We start from the raw sequence: 24864 nt of genomic DNA, 5'->3' as shown, positions 1-24864 counted from the left end.
GGAACAATGGACGCCCCCGAACCAGGACTTGAGGTGATCGCGGCCATGCAGAGGGCCCCTGGAGCCGGTACCGCCCTGGCCACCCCGCCCGAGCTGGCGGCCGACCCGCTGGTCGCCGCCGTCACGGAGACCGCCGTACGCGTCCTGGCGCCGGAGGCGGAGCGGACCGCCGCGGCCGGGGTGCCCCGTACGCATCTGGACGCGCTCGCCTCCGCCGGCGCGTACGGGCTGATCGGATACGAACCGGACCCGGCGGGCGGGCTCACGCCGCGTCAGGTGGTCCGGGAAGTGCACGAGGTACTGGCGGCGGTGGATCCGTCGACCTGGTTCGTGTGGACCCAGCACGTCCCGCTGGCCAAGGCCCTGCAACAGGCCTCCGGCCCGGCGGGCACCGCCCTGCGCGAGAGCTGGCTGCCCTCCCTCGCGCGCGGCGAGCGGCGCCCCACGGCCGGCTTCGCCTTCCTGCGCCATCCGCGCCCGCCCGTCACGGCGCAGCGGGTCCCGGGCGGCTGGCGGCTCACCGGGCGGATGCCGTGGGTGACCGGCTGGGGGCTGGCCGACGCCCTGTTCGTCGGCGCCGTCACCCCGTCCGACGAGGCGGTCCTCGCCCTGGTCGACCGCGTACCGGGCGATGGCGACGACGGCGGTGTCGGCGACGGCGACGGCCTGAGCGCCGCCGAAGGAGCCCCGCTGTGGGCGATGGGCGGTACGCACACGGCCTCCGTCGAGCTGCGCGAGGTCCACGTACCCGACGACCGGGTGGTCGGCCTGGTACCGCGGGCCGACTGGATCCGGGCCTACGACCTGGAGAACGCCGACGCCCAGCCGGCCGTCTTCGGCCAGCTGCGCGCCACCGCCGACTTCCTCCTCCAGTCACCCCCGTACGAGGACCTCGGCCTGCGCCTCGCCGAGCGGACCGCCCGGCTGCGCGCCGAGGCCTACGCCCTGCGGGACGAGGTCCCCCAGGGGGAGCGCACCGAGGCCCGCCTCACCCTCCGGGCCCGCGCCCTGGACCTGGCCGTACGGGCGGCCGCGACCTGTGTGGCGGTGGCGGGCGGCCGGGCGATCCAGTACGGGCACACCGCCGGCCGGCTCTCCCGCGAGGCCCAGTTCCACCTGATCCAGGCCCAGACCACCCCGCTGCGCGCGGAGACGGCCCGGCTGATGCTGGACGGCGTCTGACGGAGCGGCGCGGGATCCGGCCGGAGCGGCGCGGGCCGCGACCGAGGCGGGGCGGACCGTGCCGGGGCCGAAGCGGGCGTTGGCGCGGTCGACGGCGGCCTCCACCGTCAGGCGGGACTCGCGGACGGGGTCCAGCGTGAGCTGGCGGGTCACGCCCTCCGCGCCCGTGAGGTCCTCGGCGCGCAGCACCATGCCGGTCAGCCGGGCCCGTTGCAGGCCCGCCGCGTCCATCAGCCGGTACGCGAGGGTGCGCAGGTCCTCGTCGTGCGCGGAGGGCTCCACCAGCCGCCGGGACCTCTCCCACCGGGTGCCGCCCGCGAACTGCAGGGTCAGGGACAGGGACCGGGCGGCCTGGCGGCGTCCGCGCAGGGCGGCGCCGAGCCGGACCACGAGGCCGAGCAGCGCGGCCCGGGCGTGCGGGCCGTCCAGCTCGTGGCGGGTGAAGCCGGTCCGGACGGCGGCCGAGGAGGGCAGGTCCCGGGGGGTGACCGGGCGGGGGTCGACGCCGCGGGCACGCTCGGCGACGAGCCGGCCGGCCCGTTTGCCGAGGATCCGCTCCAGGACCCCGGGCGGGACCTGGGTGAGCGCTCCGACGGTGTGCAGCCCGTACCCGCGCAGCGCCTCGGCCTGCCGGGAGCCGAGCCCGTACAGCGCGTCCACCGGGAGGGGGCCGAGGAAGCCGGCCACCGCCCCTTGCGGCACGGCCAGGATCCCGCCGGCTCCCGGGATCCGGGCGGAGGCCATGGCCGCCACCGCCCAGGTGGCGGCGACCCCGATCCGGACGTCCGTGCCCAGCCGGGCCACCGCGCGCAGCCGGATCACCTCGGCGATGCGGGCGGCGTCGGCGCCGAAGTACCGCTGGGCGCCCCGGACCTGGACCAGCGCGGCCCGCGGCGGCAGGGCCTGGACCAGCGGGGAGAACTCGCGCAGCAGCTCCAGCACCTCGCGGTAGCCCTCCCCGGACAGGGCGGGGGCACAGCGCAGGTGCAGGACGCCGGAGCCGGAGCCGCCTGCGCCTGCGCCCGTGCCGGCGGTGGTCATCCCGCGCTCCCCGGGCTGGAGTGCCACAGCTTGCGGCCGGTCGCGGCGCGTTCCCCGGGCGGCTGGAGGTCGGCCCACGGGTTCATCTCGTAGCCGGTCGGCAGGTGGATGCGGCGGCCGGTGTCGGCGCCGCCCCCGGCCAGGGGCTCCGCGAGCCGGGCCGTGACCGCCTCCAGGCCGCTGCTGCCGCGCAGTTCCACCAGCTCGGCGAGGTTCCAGGCGGCCGCCCCGACCACGCTCAGGCTCTGCGGGCCGCGCCGCTGCACGACTCCCCGTACCAGCAGCAGGAAGGAGTGGAAGACGGTGTGCGCGCAGGCCTCCTGGCTGTCGTCGAAGAAGGCCAGGTCGACCAGGCCGGTGCCGTCGTCGAGGGTGGTGAAGATGACCCGCTTCCCGGAGCGGATCGGCGGGGTCTGGGTGGCCGCCTTGGCGCCCGCGACGAGTACGGTCCGGCCGTGCTCGGTGTCCCGCAGGCGGCGGGCCGGGGTCACGCCCAGCTCGGCGAGGAAGGCGTGGTGATCACCCATCAGGTGACGGGAGGCGTCCATGCCGAGGACGCCGAGTTCGGCGCTGAGCCGCTCGGCCTCGGTCAGGTCGGGCAGCCCGACGGCGGCGGTGGACCGGCCGCCGCCCAGGGGGAGTTGGGCTCCGCCCCGGACTCCGGCGGCGCGCTGGGCGCCGTGCAGTTCCGTCAAGTGCAGCAGCAGGTCACGGCGGTTCGCGCCGAAGGCGTCCAACGCCCCGACCTGCGCGAGCCGTTCGGCCACGGGGCGGCCCGGGTGGGCGCGGTCCCAGAAGTCGCGCAGTGAGGCGTACGGCTGTCCGGCCTCGATGCGCAGGGCCTCGGCCCCGCTGATGCCGTGGACGTCGGCCAGCGCGAGCCGCAGCCCCCACCGGTCCGACCCCGACCGGCCCGGCTCATCGGACACCAGTTCGATCCGGTGGGCGACCGCCGAGCGGTTCACGTCCAGCGGCAGCACCGGCACGCCCCGCCGCCGGGCGTCCGCCAGCAGCAGCCGCTTCGGGTACATCCCGGGGTCGTGGGTGAGCAGCCCGGCGTAGAAGGCCGCCGGGTGGTGCGCCTTCAGCCACGCCGACTGGTACGTGGGCACGGCGAAGGCCACGGCGTGCGCCTTGCAGAAGCCGTAGCTGCCGAAGGCCTCGACGATCTCCCAGGTCCGGGCGATCACCTCCGGCGCGTAGCCGCGCCCGGCCGCCGTCGCCGCGAACCAGGCCTTGATCCGGCCCTGGGACTCCGGGTCGGAGAGCCCGCGCCGCACCCGGTCGGCCTCGTCGCGTCCGCAGCCGGTCATGACGTGCACGATCTCGATGATCTGCTCGTGGAAGACCACCACCCCGTACGTCTCGCGCAGCGCGTCGGCCAGGTCCGGGTGCGGGAAGCGGACCGGGGCCCGCCCGTGCCGGGCCTCGATGAAGGGCCGCACCATGTCGGCGGCGACCGGCCCCGGCCGGAAGAGGGAGATGTCGACGACCAGGTCGTGGAAGACGGCCGGCTGGAGCCGGCCCACCAGGTCGCGTTGGCCGGGGGACTCGATCTGGAAGCAGCCCAGCGTCTCGGCCGAGCGGATCAGTTCGTACGTCGCCCCGTCGTCCGGGGGCACCTGCGCGGGGTCGTCCAGGTCGAGCTCCTCCCCCGTCGCGCGCCGCAGTTCCGCGACCGCGTGCGCCATCGCGGACTGCATGCGCACGCCCAGCACGTCGAGTTTGAGCAGCCCGAGGTCCTCCACGTCCTCCTTGTCGAACTGGGACATCGGGAATCCCTCCCCGCTGGTGGGGACCACCGGGGTGCGGGCGAGCAGCGAGGCGTCGGAGAGCAGCACCCCGCACGGGTGCATGGCGATCCCGCGCGGCAGTGCGTCCAGTGCCTCGACGAGGTCCCACAGCCGCCCGTGCTCCTCCCCCCGTACGTCGCGCAGTTCCGGCAGCTCGGCCAGGGCGGCGCGGGCGTCGCGGGCCCGGATGTGCGGGAAGGCCTTGGCGAGCCGGTCGACGGCGGCCGGGTCCATGGACAGGGCGGCGCCGACGTCGCGGATGGCGTGGCGGACCCGGTAGGTCTCGGGCATGGCGACGGTGGCGACGCGCTCGGCGCCGAAGCGGTCGATGATCCGGCGGTAGACCTCCAGCCGGCGGGCGGACTCCACGTCGATGTCGATGTCGGGCAGCACGCGCCGGCGCTTGGACAGGAAGCGCTCCATCAGCAGGCCGTGCTCGACGGGGTCGGCGTGCGCGATGCCGAGGAGGTGGTTGACGAGGGAGCCCGCGCCGGAGCCGCGGGCGGCCACCCGGATGCCCATCTCCCGTACGTCGTCCACGACCTGCGCGACCGTCAGGAAGTACGAGGCGTAGCCGTGGTGGGCGATGATGTCGAGCTCCTCCTCCATCCGGTCCCAGTACGTGCGCTCGCCGGCGTAGCCGCGCAGCACCATGCCGGCGGCGGCGCGGGAGGCGAGCACCCGCTGGGCGGTGCGGTGGGCGGCGCCGACGAGGCGGGCCTCGGGGAAGTGCACGGAGCCGATGCCGAGGTCGTCCTCGGGGTCCACGGAGCAGGCCTCGGCGGTCTCCCGGGTCCGCGCGAGCAGCCGCCGGGCGTCGGCGGGGCGCAGCCCGGCGGCCTCGGCGATCCGTTCGGCGGCCCCGGCCATGGCGGCGGGGTCCTTGAGCCAGCGCTCGCCGCTGTCGCGGGGTCCCCGGGGGTCGAGGGGGACGAGCCGGCGGGCGGCGTCGAGCACGTCGGCGACGGGGCCCTGGCCGGGGTCGGCGTACCGGACGGCGTTGGTCAGCACGGCCGGGACGCCCTGCTCCGCGGCGAAGCCGACGGTACGGGCGGCCAGGCGCAGCGAGCCGGAGCCGGTGCCGGTGCGGCCGTGGTGGACGGCCTCCAGGCGCAGGGCGTCTCCGTAGATCTCCCGCCAGGGCGCGAGCAGCCGGGCCGCCCGGTCCGGCCGGCCCGCGGCGAGCGCCCGGCCCACCTCGGAGCCGGGCCCGAGCAGTACGAACACCCCGCCGCCCCGCAGCGCCTCCCAGGGCAGCACCGGCTGCCCGTTGCCCCCGGCGGCCCGTACGAACCCCGCCTGCGGAGCGGAGCCCGCGGCCCACCCGGAGCCGGCAGCCACACCCCCGGCCGCACCGGCCCACTCGGCCCCGTCGCCGCCCTGCGGGAACCCGCCTGAGGCGGCGTCGCCGGCCCAGCCGACCGCGCCGGTAACCGGCCCGGTCCCGCCGGAGGAGGAACCCCCCTCCCCGACTCCGCCGCCGAAGGCACCGGCCCCGCCGAACGCGGCTCCACCCGGGCCGGGGCCACCGGCCCCGGTACCCTCCCCCCGCCCGGCCAGGGCATGGGCATGGGCGGCGGTGACCATCCGGCACAGCTCCGCCCAGCCGGCGGCCCCGTCCCGGGCCAGGAAGACCGCGCGCGGGGCGGACTCGTCGACGAAGGCCCCGCCCTTGACGGGGGTGCGCCTGCGGTACGAGGCCTCACCGGGGCGCGACCCCGCAGGGGACACGGCAGGGGACACGGCAGGGGACACGGGGGACGCGGCAGGGGACACGGGGGACACGGCCAGGTCCACTCCGAACAGCGGCCGGATCCCGGCCTTCGCGGCCGCCTTCGCGAACCGCACCGCGCCCGCGAGGGTGTCGCGGTCGGTGAGGGCGAGGGCGTCCATGCCCCGCTCGACGGCACGTTCCGCCAGTCGCTCCGGGTGCGAAGCTCCGTATCGCATGGAGAACCCCGAAACGGTGTGCAGATGCGTGAACCCGGGCACCCGCGGCCTCCTGCTTCGCTCGACCTTCAACCTCCCCCGTCTCGTCTCCACCATAGAGCAATTCGAATATCCGTGCGAAACACTTGTTCGATCATCCATTCGGCCCTCCCCTGCTGCGCCGCGTACCCGGCGCGCCGAGCGTGGGAGCCATGACCCAGCCCACCAAGAGCAGCTTCCTGGCCGAGATCAAGGACGCCGTGACCACCCGGGCGGCCCTGCTGGTCATGGGGGTGCTGGCCCTCCAGCTGGCCTTCATCACCTCGTACATCGGGGCCTTCCACCACCCGGAGCCCAGCGAGATCCCCCTCGCGGTGGCCGCCCCCGCCGAGCCGCTCGCCGCGCGGACCGCGAAGCGGCTCGACGCCCTGCCGGGCAGGCCGCTCGACGCCGACCCGGTCAAGGACGAGGCGACGGCGCTCGAGCGGATCGCGAACCGGGACGCGGACGGGGCGCTGATCATCGACCCGGCCGGCACCACCGACCGGCTGCTGGTCGCGAGCGGAGCCGGGGCCGCGCTCTCCCAGGCCCTGGAGCAGATCGTCGGCCTGGCCGAGCAGGCCCAGGGCCGTACCCTGCGGATCGTCGACGTGGCCCCCGCCGACCAGGGCGACAGCCGCGGCCTGAGCTCCTTCTACCTGGTCGTCGGCTGGTGCGTGGGCGGCTACCTGTGCGCCGCGATCCTCGCGATCAGCGCCGGTGCCCGGCCCGCCAACATCCACCGCGCGGTCATCCGGCTCGGCGCGCTGCTCCTGTACTCGATCGCCGCCGGGCTGCTCGGCTCTGTCATCGCGGGCCCGGTGCTGGGCGCGCTGCCCGGCTCGATCGCGGCCCTGTGGGGGCTCGGCACCCTGGTCGTCTTCGCCGTCGGCGCGGTCACCCTGGCCTTCCAGGGGCTGGCGGGCGTGGTCGGCATCGGCCTGGCGATCCTGCTGGTCGTGGTGTTCGGCAATCCGAGCGCGGGCGGCGCCTACCCGTATCCGCTGCTGCCGCCGTTCTGGCGGGCCATCGGCCCGGCCCTGCCGCCGGGCGCCGGTACGTACGCCGCGCGCTCGATCGCGTACTTCAAGGGCAACGCCGCGGCCGGGCCCATGCTGGTGCTGGCCGCGTGGGCGGTCGCCGGTTCCGCGGTCACGCTGGCCTGCGCGGTCCTGCGCCGGGGCCGGCCGGGAGCCGCGGTGGGCAGCGGCCTGCCCGACGACGCCCCGTCCGTACCCCGCTTCGCGGGCGAGGCCGCGGACCCCCGCTGAACACCTGCGGCAGCCGGGGAAGAACGGGGTCCGGGGCTCACCCCGGGGAACGGGCGAAGGGCGGGGCGCCCCGCTGCCCCTGCGGTTGTGAAAGCTTTCACGAGAATTTTCCCCCCGAGTGCGCCCTACCGCGCTCCCCGGCCTGAGAGCACAATCGGCCTGACTGCCCGCGTCGAACGTGAGGGAGGGAGCGCGTGCGCAAAGAGGTGCGCACCGCCGACGGACGCGCCCTGATGGCGGAACGCTGGGGCGACCCGGACGGCAAGCCCGTCCTCCTGCTCCACGGCATGCCCGGCAGCAGACTCGGCCCGGCCCCCCGCGGCATGGTCCTCTACCAGCGGCGGATGCAGCTCATCGCCTACGACCGGCCCGGCTACGGCGGCTCCGAACGCCACCCGGGCCGCACCGTCGCCGACGTGGCCCAGGACGTGGCCGCGATCGCCGACGCCTTCGGGCTGGACACCTTCGCCGTGGCCGGCCGCTCGGGCGGCGCCCCCGGCGCCCTGGCCTGCGCCGCCCTGCTGCCGGAGCGGGTCACCCGGACCGCGGCCCTGGTCCCCATCGCCCCCCGGGACGCGGAGGACCTGGACTGGTTCGCCGGAATGGCCGCCTCGAACGTACGGGAGTACACCACCGCCACCGACGACCCCGAGGAGCTGGCGGCCCGGCTGATCCCGCGTGCCGCCGGCATCGCCAGGGACCCCGGACGGCTCCTGGACGAGCTGCGCCGGGAGCTGACCGACAGCGACCGCATGATCGTCTCGGACGCGGGCCTGCGGTCGATGCTGCTGCGCAACTACCGTGAGGGCGTGCGCACTTCCGCGTACGGGTGGATCGACGACATCCTCGCCTTCAGCAGCCCCTGGGGCTTCGACCCCGCCGACATCCGCTGCCCCGTACTGCTCTGGCACGGGGAGCTGGACGTCTTCTCCCCCGTGGGCCACTCCCGCTGGCTGGCCCGACGCATCCCCGGGGCCACCACCACCATCGACCCGGCCGCCGCGCACTTCGCGGCCCTGCGCGCACTGCCCGACGTACTCAACTGGCTGCTGCGCGAGCCACTGGGGGAACAGCAGCCGGCCTAAGCGACTCCGGCCAGCAGGGCGAGCACCTCGGCGAGGCGGGCCCGGGCGGCGGGGTCGGTGATGATCCCGTCGGCGTCCACCGCCCCGCGGGCCACCGGGATCCGCACGCAGGCCGGATCCACGACGGCGGCGCCCGTATAGCCCAGCACCGTCCGCAGCTGGGCCTGCGCGCCCTCGCCGCGGCCCGGGGCGGCGGCGTTCACCCAGGCGACGGGCTTGTCGCAGATCTCGGTGCCGCCCACCGTCCAGTCCAGCAGGTTCTTGAACGAGCCGGGCAGGCCGCCCGCGTACTCCGGGGCGCAGACCAGCACCGCCGCCGCCCGCGCGATCGCCGCGCGCAGCGCGGCCACCGGGGCCGGCAACGGGTCGGTGTCGTCATCGGGGTTGAAGTGCGGGAGCCCGCCCAGGCCGTCGTAGAGGACGGCGCGCAGCGGCGGGGAGGCCTCGGCGGCCACGGAGCGCGCGGTGCGCAGCACGGTCTTGTTGGAGGAACCGGCGCGCAGGCTTCCGGACAGCAGCAGGATCACGGGTGCGGTGGGCATCCGCCCAACCTACCGACCTGCGCCGATACCGCCCGGGGCGGCCCCGGAGGGAACTGGATCTCGCATTGCGGCAAACGGCCGAATGCACCGCCTCGACGATTCCCTCAGGCTTTCTGTAGAACGCTTGACCAGGCGTCATGTCTCGGTTGCCAATGGGGTGTGGACGAGTAAAGTCCACGCTTGACGGCAGCAAGGCGCTGGTGTCTTTCCCGCCCATTTCAGATGGCTTCCCCGAGGACGGTGTCGTGAACACTTCCGCAACCCCCCCGACCAGCACGGTCAAGGACCGCCGGGTCCCGCTCACGAAGATCGACGCCCACAGCGCGTCCGCGGCCGCGGCGCTCGGCCGCGTACTCCCGTCGGAATCCGGTCGTCACGTTCAGACTCCGATCTTCAACTCTGCGCTCTGACGGTGAGTTACGAGCTCTAGACTGGTGGAATGACCGGCCTGATCGCATTCCGCGAGATCGTCCTGAAGGTTCACAGCAGATGCGATCTCGCTTGTGATCATTGCTATGTCTACGAACACGCAGATCAGAGCTGGCGAGCCCGGCCGAAAGTGATCTCCCCCGGGGTCATTTCCCAGACCGCGTCGCGGCTCGCCGAACATGCCCGTGACCATGCACTCCCCTCCGTCACGGTGATCCTCCACGGAGGGGAACCCCTGTTGGCGGGCCCGGACCGACTGCGCCTGGTGTGTGAGGAATTCACCCGCGCCCTCCGCGGTACGGCCGCCCTCGATCTGCGGATCCACACCAACGGGCTCCAGCTCAGCCGCCGTTACCTGGACCTCTTCGCCGAGTACGGCGTCCGGGTCGGCATCTCCCTCGACGGGGACCGCGCGGCGAACGACCGCCACCGGCGCTTCGCGGACGGCCGGTCGAGCCACCCGCTGGTCCTGGCCGCCGTGGCCCTGCTCCGCTCGGAGCCCTACCGCCACCTCTACCAGGGCCTGTTGTGCACTGTGGACGTGGCCAACGACCCGGTCGCCGTCCTGGAGGCCCTGGTCGCCCTGGAGCCGCCCCGGGTGGACTTCCTGCTCCCGCACGCCACCTGGCAGACCCCGCCGGTACGGCCCGACGGCGCGCCCGACGCGTACGCGCGCTGGCTGCTGCGGGTCTTCGACCGCTGGGAGCAGCTGGAACGGCCGGTGCCGGTACGGCTCTTCGAGTCCCTGCTGTCCACCCTGCGCGGCGGGCCCAGCCTGACGGAGTCCCTGGGGCTGGCTCCGACCGACCTCGTCGTGGTGGAGACCGACGGGGCGCTGGAGCAGGTCGACTCCCTCAAGAGCGCCTTCGAGGGGGCCGCGGCCACCGGGTTCAACGTCTTCGACCACGCCTTCGACGAGGTCGCGGCGCATCCCGGGGTCCGGGCCCGGCAGCTGGGGCTGGCCGGCGTCAGCGACACGTGCCGCCGCTGCCCCGTCGTTCGTTCGTGCGGGGGCGGCCTCTACACGCACCGCTACCGGGAGCCCGACGGCTTCGACAACCCCTCCGTCTACTGCACCGACCTGCGCGAGCTGGTGGACGGGGTCGAGGGGCGCACGGCCGCCCGGGAGACCGCGCCCGAGCTGACCGACCCGGCCGAACTGGCCCGGTCCCAGGAGGAGCTGACCCGGGTCCTGCTGGCCCGGCTCCACGGCGACCTCGCGCGGGATCCCGGCTGGGCGCGGGCCTGGGAGCTGCTGGCCGGGGTGGAGGAGGCCGGGGAGGCGGGCGCGGACGCGCTGGACGCCGTACTGGGCCACCCGTTCACCCGGACCTGGGTGCTGGAGGCTCTGGACGCCGTGCGGGAGGGGCGCCCGGACGGCCCGGGAGCGGCCCGCAGGCTGGCCGCGCTGGCGGCGGCCGCCGTGCTGCGGGGCGGGCTGGAGCTGCCGGCCGAGGTGGCGTACCGGGACGGCGAGGTGTACCTGCCGACGCTGGGGCTGCTGCGGCTCGGGGAGCCCGGCACCCGGGGGCGGGCCGTGCTGCACGCCACCGGCGAGGGGTGCGGGGTCGTCCGCGACGGGCGCACCGAGCACCGCTTCGGCCCGGCGGCGGGGGACGCGCGCTGGCTGCCCGTACGGACCTGGTCGCCGGGGCCGGGCGCGCCGGCGGTGGCGCTGGAGGACCTGGACCCGTACCGCAACTGCTTCGCCCGCCCGCCCCGGCTGCGGCTCGGCGCCGGGGAGGCCGACGCGTGGCGGGGCCGGCTCGACGCGGCCTGGGCACTGCTGCACCGCACCGTCCCCGAGTTCGCGCGGGCGGCCGCCGCCGGGCTGAGCACCCTGACCCCGCTCGCCGGCGGCCCGCGGGCCGGTGGCTGGGGCGAGGCCGGGCGGCACGGGCCGGGCGCGCTCGGGGTGCCGTACGCCGCCGGGGTCCGGGAGACGGCGCTGGCCCTGCTGACCGGGCGGCGCCGGGCCCGGCTGCGGGCGCTGACCGAGGTGGCCGACCTCTACGCGCTGGACGGGGCCTGGCAGCACCCCTCACCCTGGCGGACGCGCCCGGTGCCGGTGTCCCGGCTGCTGGCCGACGTGCACGAGCGGGTCGCGGTGGAGGCGTACCGCAGGGCCACGACCACGCAGGAGCCCGGCGGCGCGGACCGGATCCACCGCGCCCTGGACCGGCTGGCGGAGGCGGCCGAGCTGACGGTGACCGGCAAGCGGCTGGTGGAGGAGCTGCGCTGGGAGCTGAAGGCGGTCGACGCGTGACCGTCCCGGCCGTCCCGGCCGTCCCACCGGGCCCGCCGGGCCGCTACCGGCTGGCCGCCCAGCTCCGGCTGCTCGGCGTGCGCCCCGGGCAGCGATTACTGGTGCACGCCGCCCTCGGCGGCACCGGCCTGCGCGCCGAGACCCTGCGCGACGCCCTGCGCGGGCTCCTCGGCCCCCACGGCACCCTGGTCGTCCCGGCCTTCACCATGGAGAACTCCCTCACCTCCACCGCCCACCTCACCCGCGTCGCCGGCCTCGGCGAGAACGAGACGGCCGCCTTCCGCGCGCGGATGCCCCCCTTCGACCCGGCCCGCACCCCCTGCCCGGGCATGGGCGCCTTCGCCGAGCTGGTCCGCACCACGCCGGGCGCCGCCCGCAGCGACCACCCGCAGAGTTCCTTCGCCGCGCTCGGCGCGGACGCGCACCGGCTGTGCGCGGAGCACCGCACCGAAAACCACCTGGGTGAGGACTCGCCGCTGGGAAAACTGTGCTGGGAGGGAGGACAGGTACTCATGATCAATGTGGGATTTTCGGCCTGTACGGCTTTCCATCTCGCGGAGTACCGAATTCCGAAGCCCCTCTTGCGCATGTACGACTGTGTGGTGAAGGTGAACCTTCCGGAGGGGCGGAGAGGGGGCCCTCACGAGGGGGCGTGGACCAGGTACGAGGACGTCGCGCTGGACGACGGGGATTTCGAGGAGATCGGCCGGGCATTCCCGGATTCGCTGATGCGCAGGGGGCGGGTGGGAGGGGCATCCGCCGTGTTCTTCTCGATTCAGCACGCCGTGGACCACGCCTTGGCCTGGATGACCGAAAACAGACGCTGATTGACTGAACGATGAGGGGATGTGGCGAAGCAGCTCCGGAATGATGTCTCTTCGCTCGCAGCTTCGGGACGGGGGTCGTGTGCCCGCATCAGTGCAGCCGTACTTTTTTCTCAGTTATGCGCATACACCGAGGTTCGGGCCCGGGGGTCCCGATCCCGACATGTGGGTGGAGCGCCTCTTCCGCGACCTGTGCAGCCACATCATGGCGCTGACGGACCTGCCCGCCGGCGCCGAGGCCGGCTTCATGGACCGGGAAATACGCAGCGGCGAGGGCTGGTCGGAACGGCTCGGGGCGGCGCTCGCCACCTGCCGGGTCTTCGTCCCCCTGTTCTCGCCGCGCTACTTCGCCAGTGAGATGTGCGGGAAGGAGTGGTTCGCCTTCGCGCAGCGCACCATCCAGCACGGAGCGATCAGCAACCAGCCGGCCGCGGAGGCCATCGTCCCCGCCCTGTGGGTGCCGGTGCCGCCCTCCCAACTGCCCGGCCCCGCCGAGCGGTTGCAGTTCAACCACAACACCTTCGGCGAGCGCTACGTCACCGACGGGCTGTACGGGCTGATCAAACTGCGCGGGTACGCCGAGCAGTACGAGCAGGCGGTGTACGAGCTGGCCCGGCGGATCGTCCGGGTCGCCGAGACCGTACGCCTCCACCCGGTCCGCCCGCTGGACTACCGGGTGGTGCCCAGCGCCTTCGGACCCGCCGGCGGCCACACCGGCGGAGCCGGCGGGGGCCCCTCCCGCACCCTCCACGTGACCGTGGCCGCCTCCTCCCGGCACGATCTGCCGGACGGCCGCAGCCCCGAGTACTACGGGGAGAGCGCCCTGGACTGGAACCCGTACCATCCCGTCTCCCAGCGGCCCATCGCCTATGTGGCCGAGGACCTGGTCAAGAACCTCAACTACCAGACCACGATGTCCTCCTTCGACGACGAGGCCGGGCACTTCGACAGCAAGCAGCCGCCCACCCGTCCGGAGATCCTGATCGTCGACCGCTGGGCGGTGGAGGACGAGCAGCGCCGCCAGCGGCTGGCCGCCTTCGACCAGGAGCACCGCCCGTGGATCAACGTGGTCGTGCCGTGGAACCGTTACGACCACCAGAGCCGGGCCAAGGAGACCGAACTGGCGCACCGGCTGGAGGAGACCCTGCCCGTCAAGATGAGCCAGGGCCGGGCGGCCTGCCGGGCCGCGGCCAACGGCGTGGCCAACATGGAGACCCTCGGCCAGATCCTGCCGCAGGTGGTCGAGGCGGCCGCGCAGCAGTTCCTCAGACACGCCCAGGTGTACCTGCCGGCCGGGAACACCCCCACCGAACGCCCGCGGCTGCTGGGGCCGATGGGAATGAGCGGGCCGCCCGCACCGCCGCCGGCCCCCTTCCCACCCACCGCCGCCCAGCACGCGCGGGACGGACGGCACGACGCACGACTCAGCGGACACGACAGGCACGACAGGCACGACGACACCACAGACACGGACCGGGGGGACGCGGATGACAGCCAGTCGTGACAGCCGAGACGGACGCATCGTCACTTTCTACTCGTACAAGGGCGGTACCGGCCGCACGATGGCGCTGGCCAACACCGCCTGGATCCTCGCCGCCAACGGCAAGCGGGTGCTCGCCGTGGACTGGGACCTGGAGGCCCCGGGCCTGCACCGCTTCTTCCACCCCTTCCTGGACCCCTCCACCCTCGGGGCCACCACCGGGGTCATCGACCTGATCAGCGAGTACGCCTGGGCCGCCACCAGCCCCGTGCAGCGCGCCGCCGACTGGCACAAGGACTACGCGCGGATCCAGCCGCACGCCGTCTCCCTCACCCCCGAGACCCTCGGCTGGGAGTTCCCGGACGGCGGCACCCTCGACTTCGTCTCCGCGGGCCGGCAGAACCGCGAGTACTCGGCGACCGTGTCCACCTTCGACTGGGACAACTTCTACGACCGGCTCGGCGGCGGCCTCTTCTTCGACGCCCTGCGGGCCGACATGAAGCGCAACTACGACTACGTCCTGATCGACAGCCGCACCGGGCTGTCCGACATCGCCGACATCTGCACCGTCCACCTCCCCGACATCCTGGTCGACTGCTTCACCCTGTCCGACCAGTCCATCGACGGCGCCGCCTCGGTGGCCCGGCAGATCGACGAGCGGTTCAACGACCGCGGGATCAAGATCTACCCGGTCCCGATGCGCATCGACGAGGGCGAGAAGGAGAAGGCCGACGCGGGCCGGGCGCTGGCCCGGATCAAGTTCGACCGCTTCCCGAACGGCCTGGTCGGGGACGAACTGACCTCCTACTGGGGCGCGGTGGAGATCCCGTACCGGCCCTACTACGCCTACGAGGAGACCCTGGCCACCTTCGGTGACGAGGCCGGGCTCACCAACTCCCTGCTCTCCGCCTTCGAACGGCTCACCACGGTGGTCACCGAGGGCGAGATCACCTCGATGCCCGCCATCGGCGAGGAGGTGCGGCTGCGGATCCGGGACGCCTTCACCCGGCGCCGCCCGGCGCTGCCCGCCGACCTGTTCCTGTCCTACGTCGCCGAGAACCGGATGTGGGCCGACTGGATCGAGTCGGTGCTCACCCGGGCCGGCTTCCGGGTCGTCCCCAAGGACGTCTCCGCCGAGCGGGCGCCCGACACCTCCCCCGGCGACACCCTGGGCGCGGGGATCGGCGTCGACACCGCCGCCCGGACCGTGGTGCTGCTCTCCAGCGCCTACCTCAAGTCGGCCCGGGCCGTGGACGTGTGGAACCGGGCGGCGGCCGAGGACCCGACCGGGGGCCGGCGCCATCTGGTGCCGCTGCGGGTGGGCGACGTACGGCTGGCCACGCCCTACATCGACCGCAACCCGGTGGACCTGTTCCGGCTCGACGAGGTGCACGCGACCACCGCCCTGCTGCGCGCGGTGGAGCGGCCGATGGCGCTGCCGGACAGCGTCGCCAGCGCCTCCCAGCCCGGACCCCGCTTCCCGGGGACCGTCCCGAAGATCTGGAACGCGCCGCCCCGCAACCCCGGTTTCACCGGCCGGTCCATCGTGCTGGAGCGGATGCGCGACCAGCTCGGCGGCGGCATGGCCGTGGTGCTGCCGCAGCCGCAGACCCTGTACGGGCTGGGCGGCGTGGGCAAGACCCAGGTGGCGCTGGAGTACGTCCACCGGTTCATGGCCGACTACGACCTGGTCTGGTGGATCTCCTCGGAGCAGACCGACGACGTGGTCGCGGCCCTCGCGGAACTGGCCGTACGGCTGGGCGCCCAGACGGGCGAGGACATGTCGGCCGCCTCCCAGGAGGCGATCGACCTGCTGCGGCGCGGGGTGCCCTCCTCGCGCTGGCTGCTGGTCTTCGACAACGCCGACGACCCCGAGACCCTCAAGCGGTTCTTCCCGCCGGGCGGCCCGGGGCACGTGCTGGTGACCTCGCGGAACCAGTCCTGGTCCCAGTACGGGGACGCACTGCCGGTGGACGTGTTCCTGCGCGAGGAGTCCATCGAGCACCTCCAGCGCCGGGCCCCCGGGCTCACCAAGGACGACGCCGAGCAGGTGGCCATAGCGGTGGGCGACCTGCCGCTGGCCGTCGAGCAGGCGGGCGCCTGGATCGCGGAGACCGCGACGCCGGTGTCCGCGTACCTGGAGCAGCTGGCCCAGCAGGCCGCGCGGGTGCTGGGCCTGAACCAGCCGCCCGGATACCCCGAGCCGGTGGCCGCGACCTGGAACGTGTCGATCGAGCGGCTGCAGTCCCGCTCCCCCGCCGCGGTGCGCCTGCTCCAGCTGTGCGCCTTCTTCGCGCCGGAGCCGATATCGGCGAACCTGCTCTACAGCAAGGAGATGATCGACGCCCTCAAGCCGTACGACTCCTCGCTCCAGGAGAAGCTGGTGCTGGGCCGGGTGATCCGGGAGATCGGCCGGTTCGCGATGGCCAAGGTCGACCAGGTCAGCAACAGCATCCAGGTGCACCGGCTGGTGCAGGCGGTGATCCGGGCGCAGCTGTCGGAGGAGGAGCAGCGCGAGGCCCGGCACGCGGTGCACCGGATCCTGGCGGGTGCCCGGCCGGACGACGACGAGCCGATAGACAATCCGGCGACCTGGCCGCGGTTCAACACGATCTGGCCGCACCTGAGCCCCTCCGAGGCCCGGTTCTGCAAGGAGCCGGAGACCCGCCGGCTGCTGATCGACCGGGTCCGCTACCTGTGGAAGCGCGGTGACTTCAAGGCGGCGTACGCGCTGGGCGAGGAGCTGCGCGAGTCCTGGCGGGAGATGCTGGGCAGCGACGACCTCCAGTACCTGTACCTGCGGTTCCACCTGTCGAACATCCTGCGCTCGCAGGGCCGGTTCGTGGAGGCGAAGGAGCTGGACGAGGTGACGCTGGAGCGGCAGCGGGCCGCGCTGGGCCCCTCGCATCCGCACACGTACATGACGACCAGCGGTCTGGCGATGGACCTGGGCGCGATGGGCCGGTACGGCGAGGCGATGGAGCTGGCGACGGCCGCGCACGAGGGCTTCGGGCAGATCTTCCACGAGGCGCACCCGCGCACCCTGGCGGCGGCGAACAACCTGGCGCTGAACCTGCGCATGGTCGGGCAGTACGCGCGGGCCCGGGAGATCGACCAGGAGGTCTTCGACCGGCGCACCGAGGTGCTGGGCCCGGACCACCCGTACACCCTGTCGTCGGCGCAGAACCTGGCCCGGGACCTGCGCGAGGTGGGCCGCTACGACGATTCGGTGCAACTGCTGAGCCGGACGTACGACATCTACAAGCAGCAGCTGGGCCGGGCCTTCCCGGGCACGCTGTCGGCGGCGAAGAACCTGGCGGTGTCGCTGCGGCGGGCCGGGGAGCTGGAGGACGCGCTGCGGCTGACGACGGCGACCCGCAACCGCTACCGGGCCAAGTACACCTCGGTCAACCCCGACCTGCTGGCCTGTGAGCTGAACCTGGCCTCGGACCTGTTCGCGACGGGTGATCCGGGCGCGGCGCGGGACCTGGCGCAGGAGGTGGTGGACGAGTACATGAAGGTGCCGGGCGAGCGGCACCCGTACACCCTGGCGGCGGTCAACAACCTGGCGGTCTTCCACTGGGGCACGGGCGCGGCGGACACGGCGGATCCGATGCTGCGCCAGACGATCCGCAGCATGCGCGAGGTGCTGGGCGACAGCCACCCGCACACCATCTTCGCGCACCTCAACCTGGCCAACGCGCGGGCCGACCTGGGGGATCCGGAGGGGGCGCTGGAGCTGGAGCGGATCGCGGTGGTGCGGCTGCGCGAGGCCCTGGGCGCACACCATCCGGAGACCCTGGCGAGCGCGTCGAACATGGCGGTCAGCCTGGACATGATGGGCCGCAAGGAGGAGGCGGCCCGGGTGCGGGCGGAGGCGGTGTCCGAGCTGACGCGGCTGCTCGGCGAGGACCACGGTCTGACCCGGTACGCCCGCGACGAGCGGCGGGTCCACCGGGACCTGGAGCCGCTCGCGGTGTGATCCGGCCGCGTGGTGATCCGTAGGAGGGCGGCGGGGCCCCATGTTCGTGGGGTGCCCGCCGTCCGCCACCCGAGAGTTGGGGGGCGCTGTGCCCGACAGCATGACCTTTCGCAACGAGGACCTGCCGGCCCTCTTCCACCACACCGACCAGGCGGCGATCTCCCGGCAGCGGGAGTCCACGCAGGCCACGCGCGCCCAGCTGATGCTGCTGGTCGCCGCGGCGGGGGCCGCCGCCCTGCCCTCCGGGCCCGCCGTCGGCGGGCTGCACGTGTTCGCGGCGCTGAGCGCGCTGGCGTACGCGGGGGTGCTGGCCGTGGGCGTACGGGCGACCCGGCGCCGGGCCCGTCCGCAGTGGCAGCTCAACCGCAGCGCGGCCGAGTTCATCAAGTCCCTGGCGTGGCGGTACGCCGTGCACGGGGCGCCCTTCGGCAGTGAGGTCGCCGGGCCGGAGGGGGTGTACCGGACGCGGCTGGAGGCGGGCCTGGACGAGCTGCGCAAGATGGGCTGGCAGGATCCGCGGCCGGCCGGCCTGGTGCCGGAGGGAGGGGAGATCACCGGGGCGATGCAGCGGCTGCGCGGGCTGGACTACCAGGTGCGCAGGGAGACGTACGTCCGGGACCGGCTGATCGAGCAGCGCAACTGGTACCAGCGCAAGACGGAGGGGGCGCGGCGGACGACGGCGCTGTGGTCGGGGGTGATCGTGCTGCTGACCTGTCTGGCCCTGCTGTTCGCGCTGTTCGGGGCGTTCGGCTCGGGTCCGGGGGCGGTGCCCGCGGGGCTGCTGAGCGCGACGGCGACGGCGGGGATCGCCTGGAAGGAGGTGCGGCGCCGCCATCCGCTGATCGAGGCGCACACCCTGATCGAGCAGGACCTGTCGGCGATGATGGTCGTGATGCAGACGACCATCACGGAGTCCCATTGGCCGTCGGCCGTCTACGAGACGGAGCGGTACGTGTCCCCGCAGCACACCGACTGGCTGGCCCGGCACAGCAGTTGACGGCGTGGAGGGCGTGGAGGGCGTGGCTCAGTCCCGGGTCACGCCCTCGCGCCACAGGACGGTGACGGGCTTGCCGAGGGCCCGGGCGTAGGCGACGATCTCGCCGGTGCCGCCGTGCCCTCGGGCCGGGAGGCCGTCCCAGACGGCGACGAGCCGGTCGCAGGAGTCGGCGATGTAGGTGCCGGCCGCGTAGTAGGCCTCGTCGGTGGAGCGGGCGAAGGCCATCCGGACCTCCTGGGCGGCGCGGCGCCTGAGCCGCCGGTAGCCGGCGAGGGCGTCGGGGTCCTCGAAGGTGTCCTCGTAGTCCCCGCTGGGGATGACGACGGTGAGGTCGGCGCCGTATTCCAGGGCGATGTCGGCGAAGAGCTGGTCGGCGCCGTCCGCGAGGCTGGAGAAGGCCTCCAGTGGGCCCTCGTGGCCGCCCAGCACGGCCCGCAGGCCCTCTTCCACATGACCGAGCACCTGATCGGGAATCGACCGGTGGCCGGTCACGCCGATGCGCTTCATGTCGATGCGCTTCATGCCGATGCGCTTCAATCGAGATCCTCCCCCGTGGACGCCCTGGACATCCTCCCAGAAGGCGGGAGGACGTCCAGGGGGCCTGCGGGGCCGTGCGGAGCAGGGTCAGTAGACGCTGACTCCGTAGGCGTTCAGGGCCTCGACGACGGGCTGGAAGAAGGTGGTTCCGCCCGAGGAGCAGTTTCCGCTGCCGCCGGAGGTGAGGCCGACGGCGCGGCTGCCCGAGTAGAGGGGGCCGCCGCTGTCGCCGGGTTCGGCGCAGACGTTGGTCCGGATCATTCCGTAGACGATGTCGCCGCCGCCGTAGTTCACGGTGGCGTTGAGGCCGGTCACGGAGCCGCTGTGGGTGCCGGTGGTGGAGCCGCGCCGTTTGACCGACATGCCGGTGGTGGCGTTGACGGCGCTGGTGATGTCCTGGCTGCCGACGGTGCCGGGCGGGACCGGGGAGTTGCTGGCGTACTTGATGAGCCCGTAGTCATTGGTGGGGAAGCTGGAGCCGGCGGTGGTGCCGACGGTGGTGGTGTGGGAGGAGTTGGCCCACCAGGTGCCGGCGCCGTCAGTGCAGTGGCCGGCGGTCAGGATGTAGTAGTTGCTGCCGCTGCGGACGTTGAAGCCGAGCGAACAGCGCCAGCTGCTGGCGTAGATGGCGTCGCCGCCGGAGAGCAGCTTGGTCAGCTTGCCGGGGGTGCGCTCGATGCGCAGCGCGGCCGCGTCCGCTCCGGCCTCGCGCCGGATTCTGGCGATGTCGGCGGCGGTGACGGTGGAGTCGGCGGTGACCACGAGGGTCCCGGTGGCGGGGTCGGTGTGCCAGGCGGTGCCGGCGACGTCGGCGCGCAGTACGGAGGCCCCGGCGGCGGCGAGCCGGGCGGCGCCGAAGCCGGTGCCGTTGTCGTCCGCGCTGGCGGCGGTGGGGGCGGCGAGGGCGGCAGTCGCTGCCAGGCCGGTGGCCAGGGCGAGCAGCCGGAGGCGGATGGTGCTGTTGATCCTCACTTCACGTCCTCCCGGAAGGGGGTCGGGGGCCCGGCTGAGGTGGGGGTGCCGGAGCCCGTGAGCGGCGGAGGGGGGCGCTGCGGGCGTGCGGCCGGGAAGCCGCACGACTCGACGTGCCCCTGACAAGTCCGCCGGGTGACGCTGAACGGGAGTGTCCTGGCGTCAGTTGCCGGCGACAAGGGCGCCTTTCAGCCGTCGTTCTCCGGCGGCGACCTCGAAGGGCAGGGTGTTCCCGGGCGGCGGGAACGGGCAGATGAAGTGATCGGCGAAGGCGCAGGGCGGGAGCTGGGCCCGGTTGAGGTCCACGGTGATGGAGCCGTCGGGGGCCGGGGTCCCCGGTCTGAGGAAGCGGAAGCGGTAGCTGGAGCCGCCGCCGGTGGCGTCGCCGAAGACGGCCCAGAGGCTGCCGTCGTCCGCGTCCACGGCCACCTGGAGGGTGTACGGGACACCGGCGCGGGAAAAGCTCAGCTCGCCGCCGAGGTGGAGTCCGCGGTCCCGGCCGTCGGCGTTCTCGACCTGGACGGTCCGCCGCTCGGGGTACGGGCGGAAGTGCCCCGGCAGCGCGTGGGCCGGGTCGTAGGGGGTGGCCTCGATGCCGCCGAAGGCGCGCCGGGCCGCGGCGGCGGGGTCGTAGACGCGGACCGCCCACTCCCCCTCGCGCCGGATCACCACGAGCCGTACGTCACCGGCGGCGAGCCGGGAGTGCGCGGGCGGGCCCTCGTCCGCGGCCAGGACGGCCTCCCCGGCGAGGGGTTGGCCGTCCAGCTCGACACCGTCCTCGGCGGCGGCGGTCAGCACGACCTCGCCGCCGGTGGCGCGCCAGCTCCCCGGAACGGCCGGAATTCGACCTTCCGGGTAGTCGGCGATCCAGTGGGTGCCCGTCAGGGCGAGGGGTCCGTACGGGGCGGAGACGGTGGCCACCCGATGCTCGTGCCACTCCCGCCAGGCTTTGGTCGCTTCGTCGTCGCTCATTTCGCTCAGCCCTTCCCCCGCCGGCCCGGGCGGAACCTCCGGGTACTCCGTCCGGGGCCGGGGGGAATGGACGGAGCGTCAGTTCCGGTCAGCTGCACCCGCAATCGCAGTCACAGCAGTTGCAGTCGCAGCAGCCGCCGTCGCCACCACCGGCGTCACCGCCGCCACCGCCACCGCCCTCGCTGTGGTGTTCGTTCAGGGAGGAGCCGGTCCGGCAGTAGTCGCGGCAGCACTCGCAGACCTCGCACCACGCATCGCGCTTCTTGCGCGACCAGGGGCCCTCGTAGTCGGTGCAGCAGAGCTGGCAGGTGCAGAAGAGGCCGATGGCCACCGCGCAGCCGGGTATCAGCCCCCGGCGCGGCTTGCGCCCCGGAGGGCCGCCGTGACCGTCGCCGCCTCCGCCCGGACCCCACGGTCCGCCCGGTCCCATCGGCGGCGGCATCCCCGGGCCGCCGGGAACGGGCTGCCCGTACGGGTACCCGCCTCCGGGCTGCCCGCCGCCGTACTGGCCGCCCCCGTACTGGCCTCCTTGCTGGCCGCCCGCGTACGGACCCCCGCCGTAGGGGCCACCACCGCCGTACTGCCCGCCACCGCCCGCGTACGGGTCGCCCGCGCCGGGACCGTAGCCCGGGGGCTGCCCGTAGCCCTGGCCGGCCGCGTTCACCGCCGCCCCGTGCCGGCAGGTGCCGACCCCGAACGCCCGGTCCACCGAGGTGCGCAGCTCGTGCACCAGCAGCCGGTGGGCGAGCCCCGCGTCGGCGAACTCCACCTCGCCGAGCGCCAGCCGGATCCCGTGCAGCGCGTCGTCGCACAGCCGGCGCGCCTCGGCGCGGGAGGTCCCGGTCGCGGTCAGCGGGTTCCAGGCGCCCGCCTCGGCGTCGGCGACCTGGTCCTCGACGGCGTCCAGCAGGTGTGCGAGCCGCCCGAAGTACCGGCCGGCCTCCGCGAGGGCCGGGCCGTTGCCTGGCCGTCCCGCGAGGACCGCGGTATGCGCGAAGGCGGCCGCGGTCGCGGTCTCCGTCGGCTCGGTGACCACCAGCACCGGCGTGCCCGGCCCGGCCAGGCTCTCGATGCCGCCCTGGCGGTCCACGGCGTCGACGAGCACCGCCGTGTCGAAGCCGAGCGAGGCGCCGGTGCGGGCGCCGGCCCGGTCCCAGCCCCTGGCCACCTTGCGCGCGGCGGCGGCGATCGGGGCCCGGGCCAACAGCCCGTCCCGGTCGGCCACGTGGTCCCGTACCTTCGCCGAGGCCAGGACCAGCGAGACGGCCGCCGCGAGCCGGGCGCCCTCGCCGTTGGCCACCGGGGCGCTGCGCATGCCGCGCAGCGGGCAGGGCCCGGCGGTGCGCCGGGCGCCGGGCAACGGACCCGACTGAGCCTCCGTCAGAACGGAGACGAGCAGGCCGTCGTAGTTGGTGACGATCCTGGCGAACTGGCCGTGGTCACCGCGAAGTGCCAGGCAGAGCCCGCACAGATGAGCCATCCACTCCGTCTTGAAGCGCTCACCGAGCCGGTGCGCGCACGGTCTGACGATGCCGAACAACCGCTTCCCCCGTGTGTCATACGCATGTTTCCGGGGCATCGTATCCAGCCAGGCGGATCACTCATACGCCCCATTGCCTCACCCGGACGGCGGCGGCAGTCGTATTTTCACTCAGTCAGCAGCGGTAGCGTCCAGGAACCTTGACCGTGCAACGGATGTTCTGCACCAGTCCCGTCACGAAACCTCTGCGCGGCGGCTATCCACTTGGCGCGTTGTCAGCATCATGGACGACCATAGGGGCAGCGGAGAAGAAGACAGACTGGCCACGGTGAAAGGAGGCGTCCATGGGTTCGGTACGCAAGGCGAGTGCCTGGTTGGGTCTCGTAGAGGACAGCGACGACGAGCGGTACTACGACGACGATTACGCGGAGGCGGTGGAGCGCCAGCAGGGCTCGGTCTCCGGCCCCGGCGACCAGTGGGTCACCGACCCCCGTGTGAAGGTGGCCTCGGATTCGGCGGTCGACCGTGGCCGTCGGATCGCGACCGTGACCCCGGACGGCTTCCGTGACGCGCGCGGCATCGGCGAGCTGTTCCGCGAGGGCGTCCCGGTGATCGTGAACCTGTCCTCGATGGACCCGACCGACGCCAAGCGCGTGGTCGACTTCGCGGCCGGCCTGACCTTCGGGCTGCGCGGGTCGATCGAGCGGGTGGCGACCAGGGTCTTCCTCCTGACCCCGGCCGACACCCAGGTCGTCAGCGGCGAAGCGGGCGGCCGCTCCCGCGACTTCTTCAACCAAAGCTAAGCGAGGCCCTCACCGGCTTACCGGAAGGCGTCGAGCCCGGTGAGCGCCTTGCCCAGGACCAGCTGGTGCATCTCGACCGTGCCCTCGTAGGTGAGCACCGACTCCAGGTTGGTGGCGTGCCGCATGACGGGGTACTCCAGGGAGATCCCGTTGGCCCCGAGAATGGTCCGCGCGGTGCGGCAGATGTCGATGGCCTCGCGGACGTTGTTGAGCTTGCCGAAGCTGATCTGCTCCGGCCGCAGGGTGCCCGCGTCCATGCGGCGGCCCAGGTGGTGGGCGAGCAGAAGGCCCTTGTGGAGTTCCAGCGCCATGTCGGCCAGCTTGGCCTGGGTGAGCTGGAAGCCGCCGATCGGCTTGCCGAACTGCTCCCGCGTCCTCGCGTAGTCGAGCGCCGACTCGAAGCTGGCGCGTGCCGCGCCCATGGACCCCCAGATGATCCCGTACCGCGCGTGGCTGAGGCAGCCCAGCGGTCCCTTGAGCCCGACGACGCCCGGAAGCACCGCGTCCGCGGGCAGCCGTACGTCGTCCAGCACCAGTTCGCTCGTCACTGAGGCGCGCAGCGACCACTTGTGCTTGATCTCCGGAGCCGAGAAGCCGGCACTGTCGGTGGGTACGGCGAAGCCGCGGATCCCCTCGTCCGTCTGGGCCCAGACGACGGCCACGGCGGCCACCGAACCGTTGGTGATCCACATCTTGCGGCCGTTCAGCACCCAGTCGGAGCCGTCGCGCTTCGCGTACGTGCGCATCGCGGCCGGGTCGGAGCCGATGTCGGGCTCGGTCAGCCCGAAGCAGCCGATCAGCTCGCCGGCCGCCATGCCGGGCAGCCAGCGCTGCTTCTGCTCCTCGGAGCCGTACTTCCAGATCGCGTACATGGCCAGCGAGCCCTGTACGGAGACCAGCGAGCGGATCCCCGAGTCGGCGGCCTCCAGCTCCAGGCAGGCCAGGCCGTACTGGACGGCGCTCGCGCCCGCGCACCCGTAGCCCGTCAGGGACATGCCGAGCGCGCCGATGGAGCCGAGCTCGCGGGCCAGCTCGCGGATGACGGGGAGCTCCCCGTCCTCGTACCACTGGGCGATGTGCGGCAGGACCCGGTCGGCGGCCCAGGAGCGGACCGTGTCGCGGACGGCGAGGTCCTCGGGGCCGAGCAGCTCGTCGAGCCCGAGCGGATCGGTGGGGGCGAAGGGGGTCTTCGGCGCGGACGACGCAGACGGCGCGGACAAGGGGGCCTCCCGGCAGGCAC

17 protein-coding genes are annotated in these 24864 nt (G+C 73.8%); 9 read left to right on the top strand and 8 right to left on the bottom strand.

Annotation, left to right across the window (positions count from 1 at the left end; translation table 11 throughout):
• Positions 1–873: 873 nt before the first annotated feature.
• Entirely contained in the window at positions 874–2223 is a 1350-nt protein-coding gene (locus tag OOK34_RS22420; RefSeq protein ID WP_323183448.1) for a hypothetical protein, read from the bottom strand.
• Positions 2220–6008, bottom strand: a complete 3789-nt coding sequence (locus tag OOK34_RS22415; RefSeq protein WP_267035637.1) for a DNA polymerase III subunit alpha — start codon at positions 6006–6008, stop codon at positions 2220–2222. Before OOK34_RS22415 ends, OOK34_RS22420 begins: the two co-directional genes overlap by 4 nt.
• Positions 6009–6157: 149 nt before the next feature.
• Here OOK34_RS22415 and OOK34_RS22410 point away from each other — a divergent pair, with 149 nt between their 5' ends.
• Both OOK34_RS22410 and OOK34_RS22405 read left to right on the top strand, forming a co-directional pair.
• Positions 6158–7255 (top strand): DUF3533 domain-containing protein, encoded by a 1098-nt coding sequence (locus tag OOK34_RS22410; protein ID WP_267035636.1) that lies wholly within the window; start codon positions 6158–6160, stop codon positions 7253–7255.
• Between the two features lie 194 nt (positions 7256–7449).
• Entirely contained in the window at positions 7450–8340 is an 891-nt protein-coding gene (locus tag OOK34_RS22405; RefSeq protein WP_267035635.1) for an alpha/beta fold hydrolase, read from the top strand.
• Here OOK34_RS22405 and OOK34_RS22400 read toward each other — a convergent pair.
• On the bottom strand, positions 8337–8882 hold the full coding sequence (locus OOK34_RS22400; RefSeq protein ID WP_267035634.1) for an NADPH-dependent FMN reductase: 546 nt from the start codon (positions 8880–8882) through the stop codon (positions 8337–8339). The genes OOK34_RS22405 and OOK34_RS22400 overlap by 4 nt on opposite strands.
• 137 nt (positions 8883–9019) lie before the next feature.
• Here OOK34_RS22400 and fxsA point away from each other — a divergent pair, with 137 nt between their 5' ends.
• The 6 genes from fxsA to OOK34_RS22370 all read left to right on the top strand — a co-directional run bounded on the left by fxsA (position 9020) and on the right by OOK34_RS22370 (position 18860).
• Positions 9020–9292, top strand: a complete 273-nt coding sequence (fxsA, locus tag OOK34_RS22395) for an FxSxx-COOH cyclophane-containing RiPP peptide (protein WP_323183447.1) — start codon at positions 9020–9022, stop codon at positions 9290–9292.
• Positions 9293–9321: 29 nt separating this feature from the next.
• Entirely contained in the window at positions 9322–11577 is a 2256-nt protein-coding gene (fxsB, locus tag OOK34_RS22390; protein ID WP_267035633.1) for a radical SAM/SPASM protein FxsB, inactivated metallohydrolase extension form, read from the top strand.
• Positions 11574–12404 (top strand): aminoglycoside N(3)-acetyltransferase, encoded by an 831-nt coding sequence (locus tag OOK34_RS22385; RefSeq protein WP_267035632.1) that lies wholly within the window; start codon positions 11574–11576, stop codon positions 12402–12404. Before fxsB ends, OOK34_RS22385 begins: the two co-directional genes overlap by 4 nt.
• A gap of 43 nt (positions 12405–12447) precedes the next feature.
• On the top strand, positions 12448–13905 hold the full coding sequence (locus OOK34_RS22380; RefSeq protein ID WP_267036871.1) for a TIR-like protein FxsC: 1458 nt from the start codon (positions 12448–12450) through the stop codon (positions 13903–13905).
• The gene (gene fxsT / locus OOK34_RS22375) at positions 13889–17863 is read left to right on the top strand and encodes an FxSxx-COOH system tetratricopeptide repeat protein (protein WP_267035631.1); all 3975 of its coding nucleotides are present in this window, start codon (positions 13889–13891) and stop codon (positions 17861–17863) included. The genes OOK34_RS22380 and fxsT overlap by 17 nt, the downstream gene beginning before the upstream one ends.
• A gap of 100 nt (positions 17864–17963) precedes the next feature.
• Positions 17964–18860, top strand: coding sequence for a DUF4231 domain-containing protein (locus tag OOK34_RS22370; protein WP_267035630.1), 897 nt, complete (start codon positions 17964–17966; stop codon positions 18858–18860).
• 27 nt (positions 18861–18887) lie between these two features.
• Here OOK34_RS22370 and OOK34_RS22365 read toward each other — a convergent pair whose 3' ends face one another.
• The 4 genes from OOK34_RS22365 to OOK34_RS22350 all read right to left on the bottom strand — a co-directional run bounded on the left by OOK34_RS22365 (position 18888) and on the right by OOK34_RS22350 (position 22881).
• On the bottom strand, positions 18888–19367 hold the full coding sequence (locus tag OOK34_RS22365) for a hypothetical protein (RefSeq protein ID WP_267036870.1): 480 nt from the start codon (positions 19365–19367) through the stop codon (positions 18888–18890).
• A 117-nt stretch (positions 19368–19484) separates the two neighbouring features.
• The gene (locus OOK34_RS22360; RefSeq protein WP_267035629.1) at positions 19485–20369 is read right to left on the bottom strand and encodes a S1 family peptidase; all 885 of its coding nucleotides are present in this window, start codon (positions 20367–20369) and stop codon (positions 19485–19487) included.
• A 162-nt stretch (positions 20370–20531) separates the two neighbouring features.
• A complete protein-coding gene (locus tag OOK34_RS22355; RefSeq protein ID WP_267035628.1) occupies positions 20532–21341 on the bottom strand; it encodes a DUF1684 domain-containing protein in 810 nt (269 codons plus the stop codon).
• An 88-nt stretch (positions 21342–21429) separates the two neighbouring features.
• On the bottom strand, positions 21430–22881 hold the full coding sequence (locus OOK34_RS22350; protein ID WP_267035627.1) for a DUF5685 family protein: 1452 nt from the start codon (positions 22879–22881) through the stop codon (positions 21430–21432).
• Positions 22882–23165: 284 nt separating this feature from the next.
• On the opposite strand from OOK34_RS22350, the gene OOK34_RS22345 reads away from it, so the two are divergent.
• Complete coding sequence (locus OOK34_RS22345; RefSeq protein ID WP_267035626.1) at positions 23166–23624, top strand: cell division protein SepF; 459 nt, start codon at positions 23166–23168, stop codon at positions 23622–23624.
• 17 nt (positions 23625–23641) lie between these two features.
• Here the strand turns inward: OOK34_RS22345 and OOK34_RS22340 are convergent, their stop codons facing one another.
• Positions 23642–24844: an acyl-CoA dehydrogenase family protein gene (locus tag OOK34_RS22340; protein WP_267035625.1), complete on the bottom strand. Its 1203-nt coding sequence runs from the start codon at positions 24842–24844 to the stop codon at positions 23642–23644.
• Between the last annotated feature and the right edge of the window lie 20 nt (positions 24845–24864).

The organism is Streptomyces sp. NBC_00091, from assembly GCF_026343185.1.
Lineage (GTDB): Bacteria > Actinomycetota > Actinomycetes > Streptomycetales > Streptomycetaceae > Streptomyces.
This window is presented reverse-complemented; position numbering and strand designations above follow the sequence as displayed.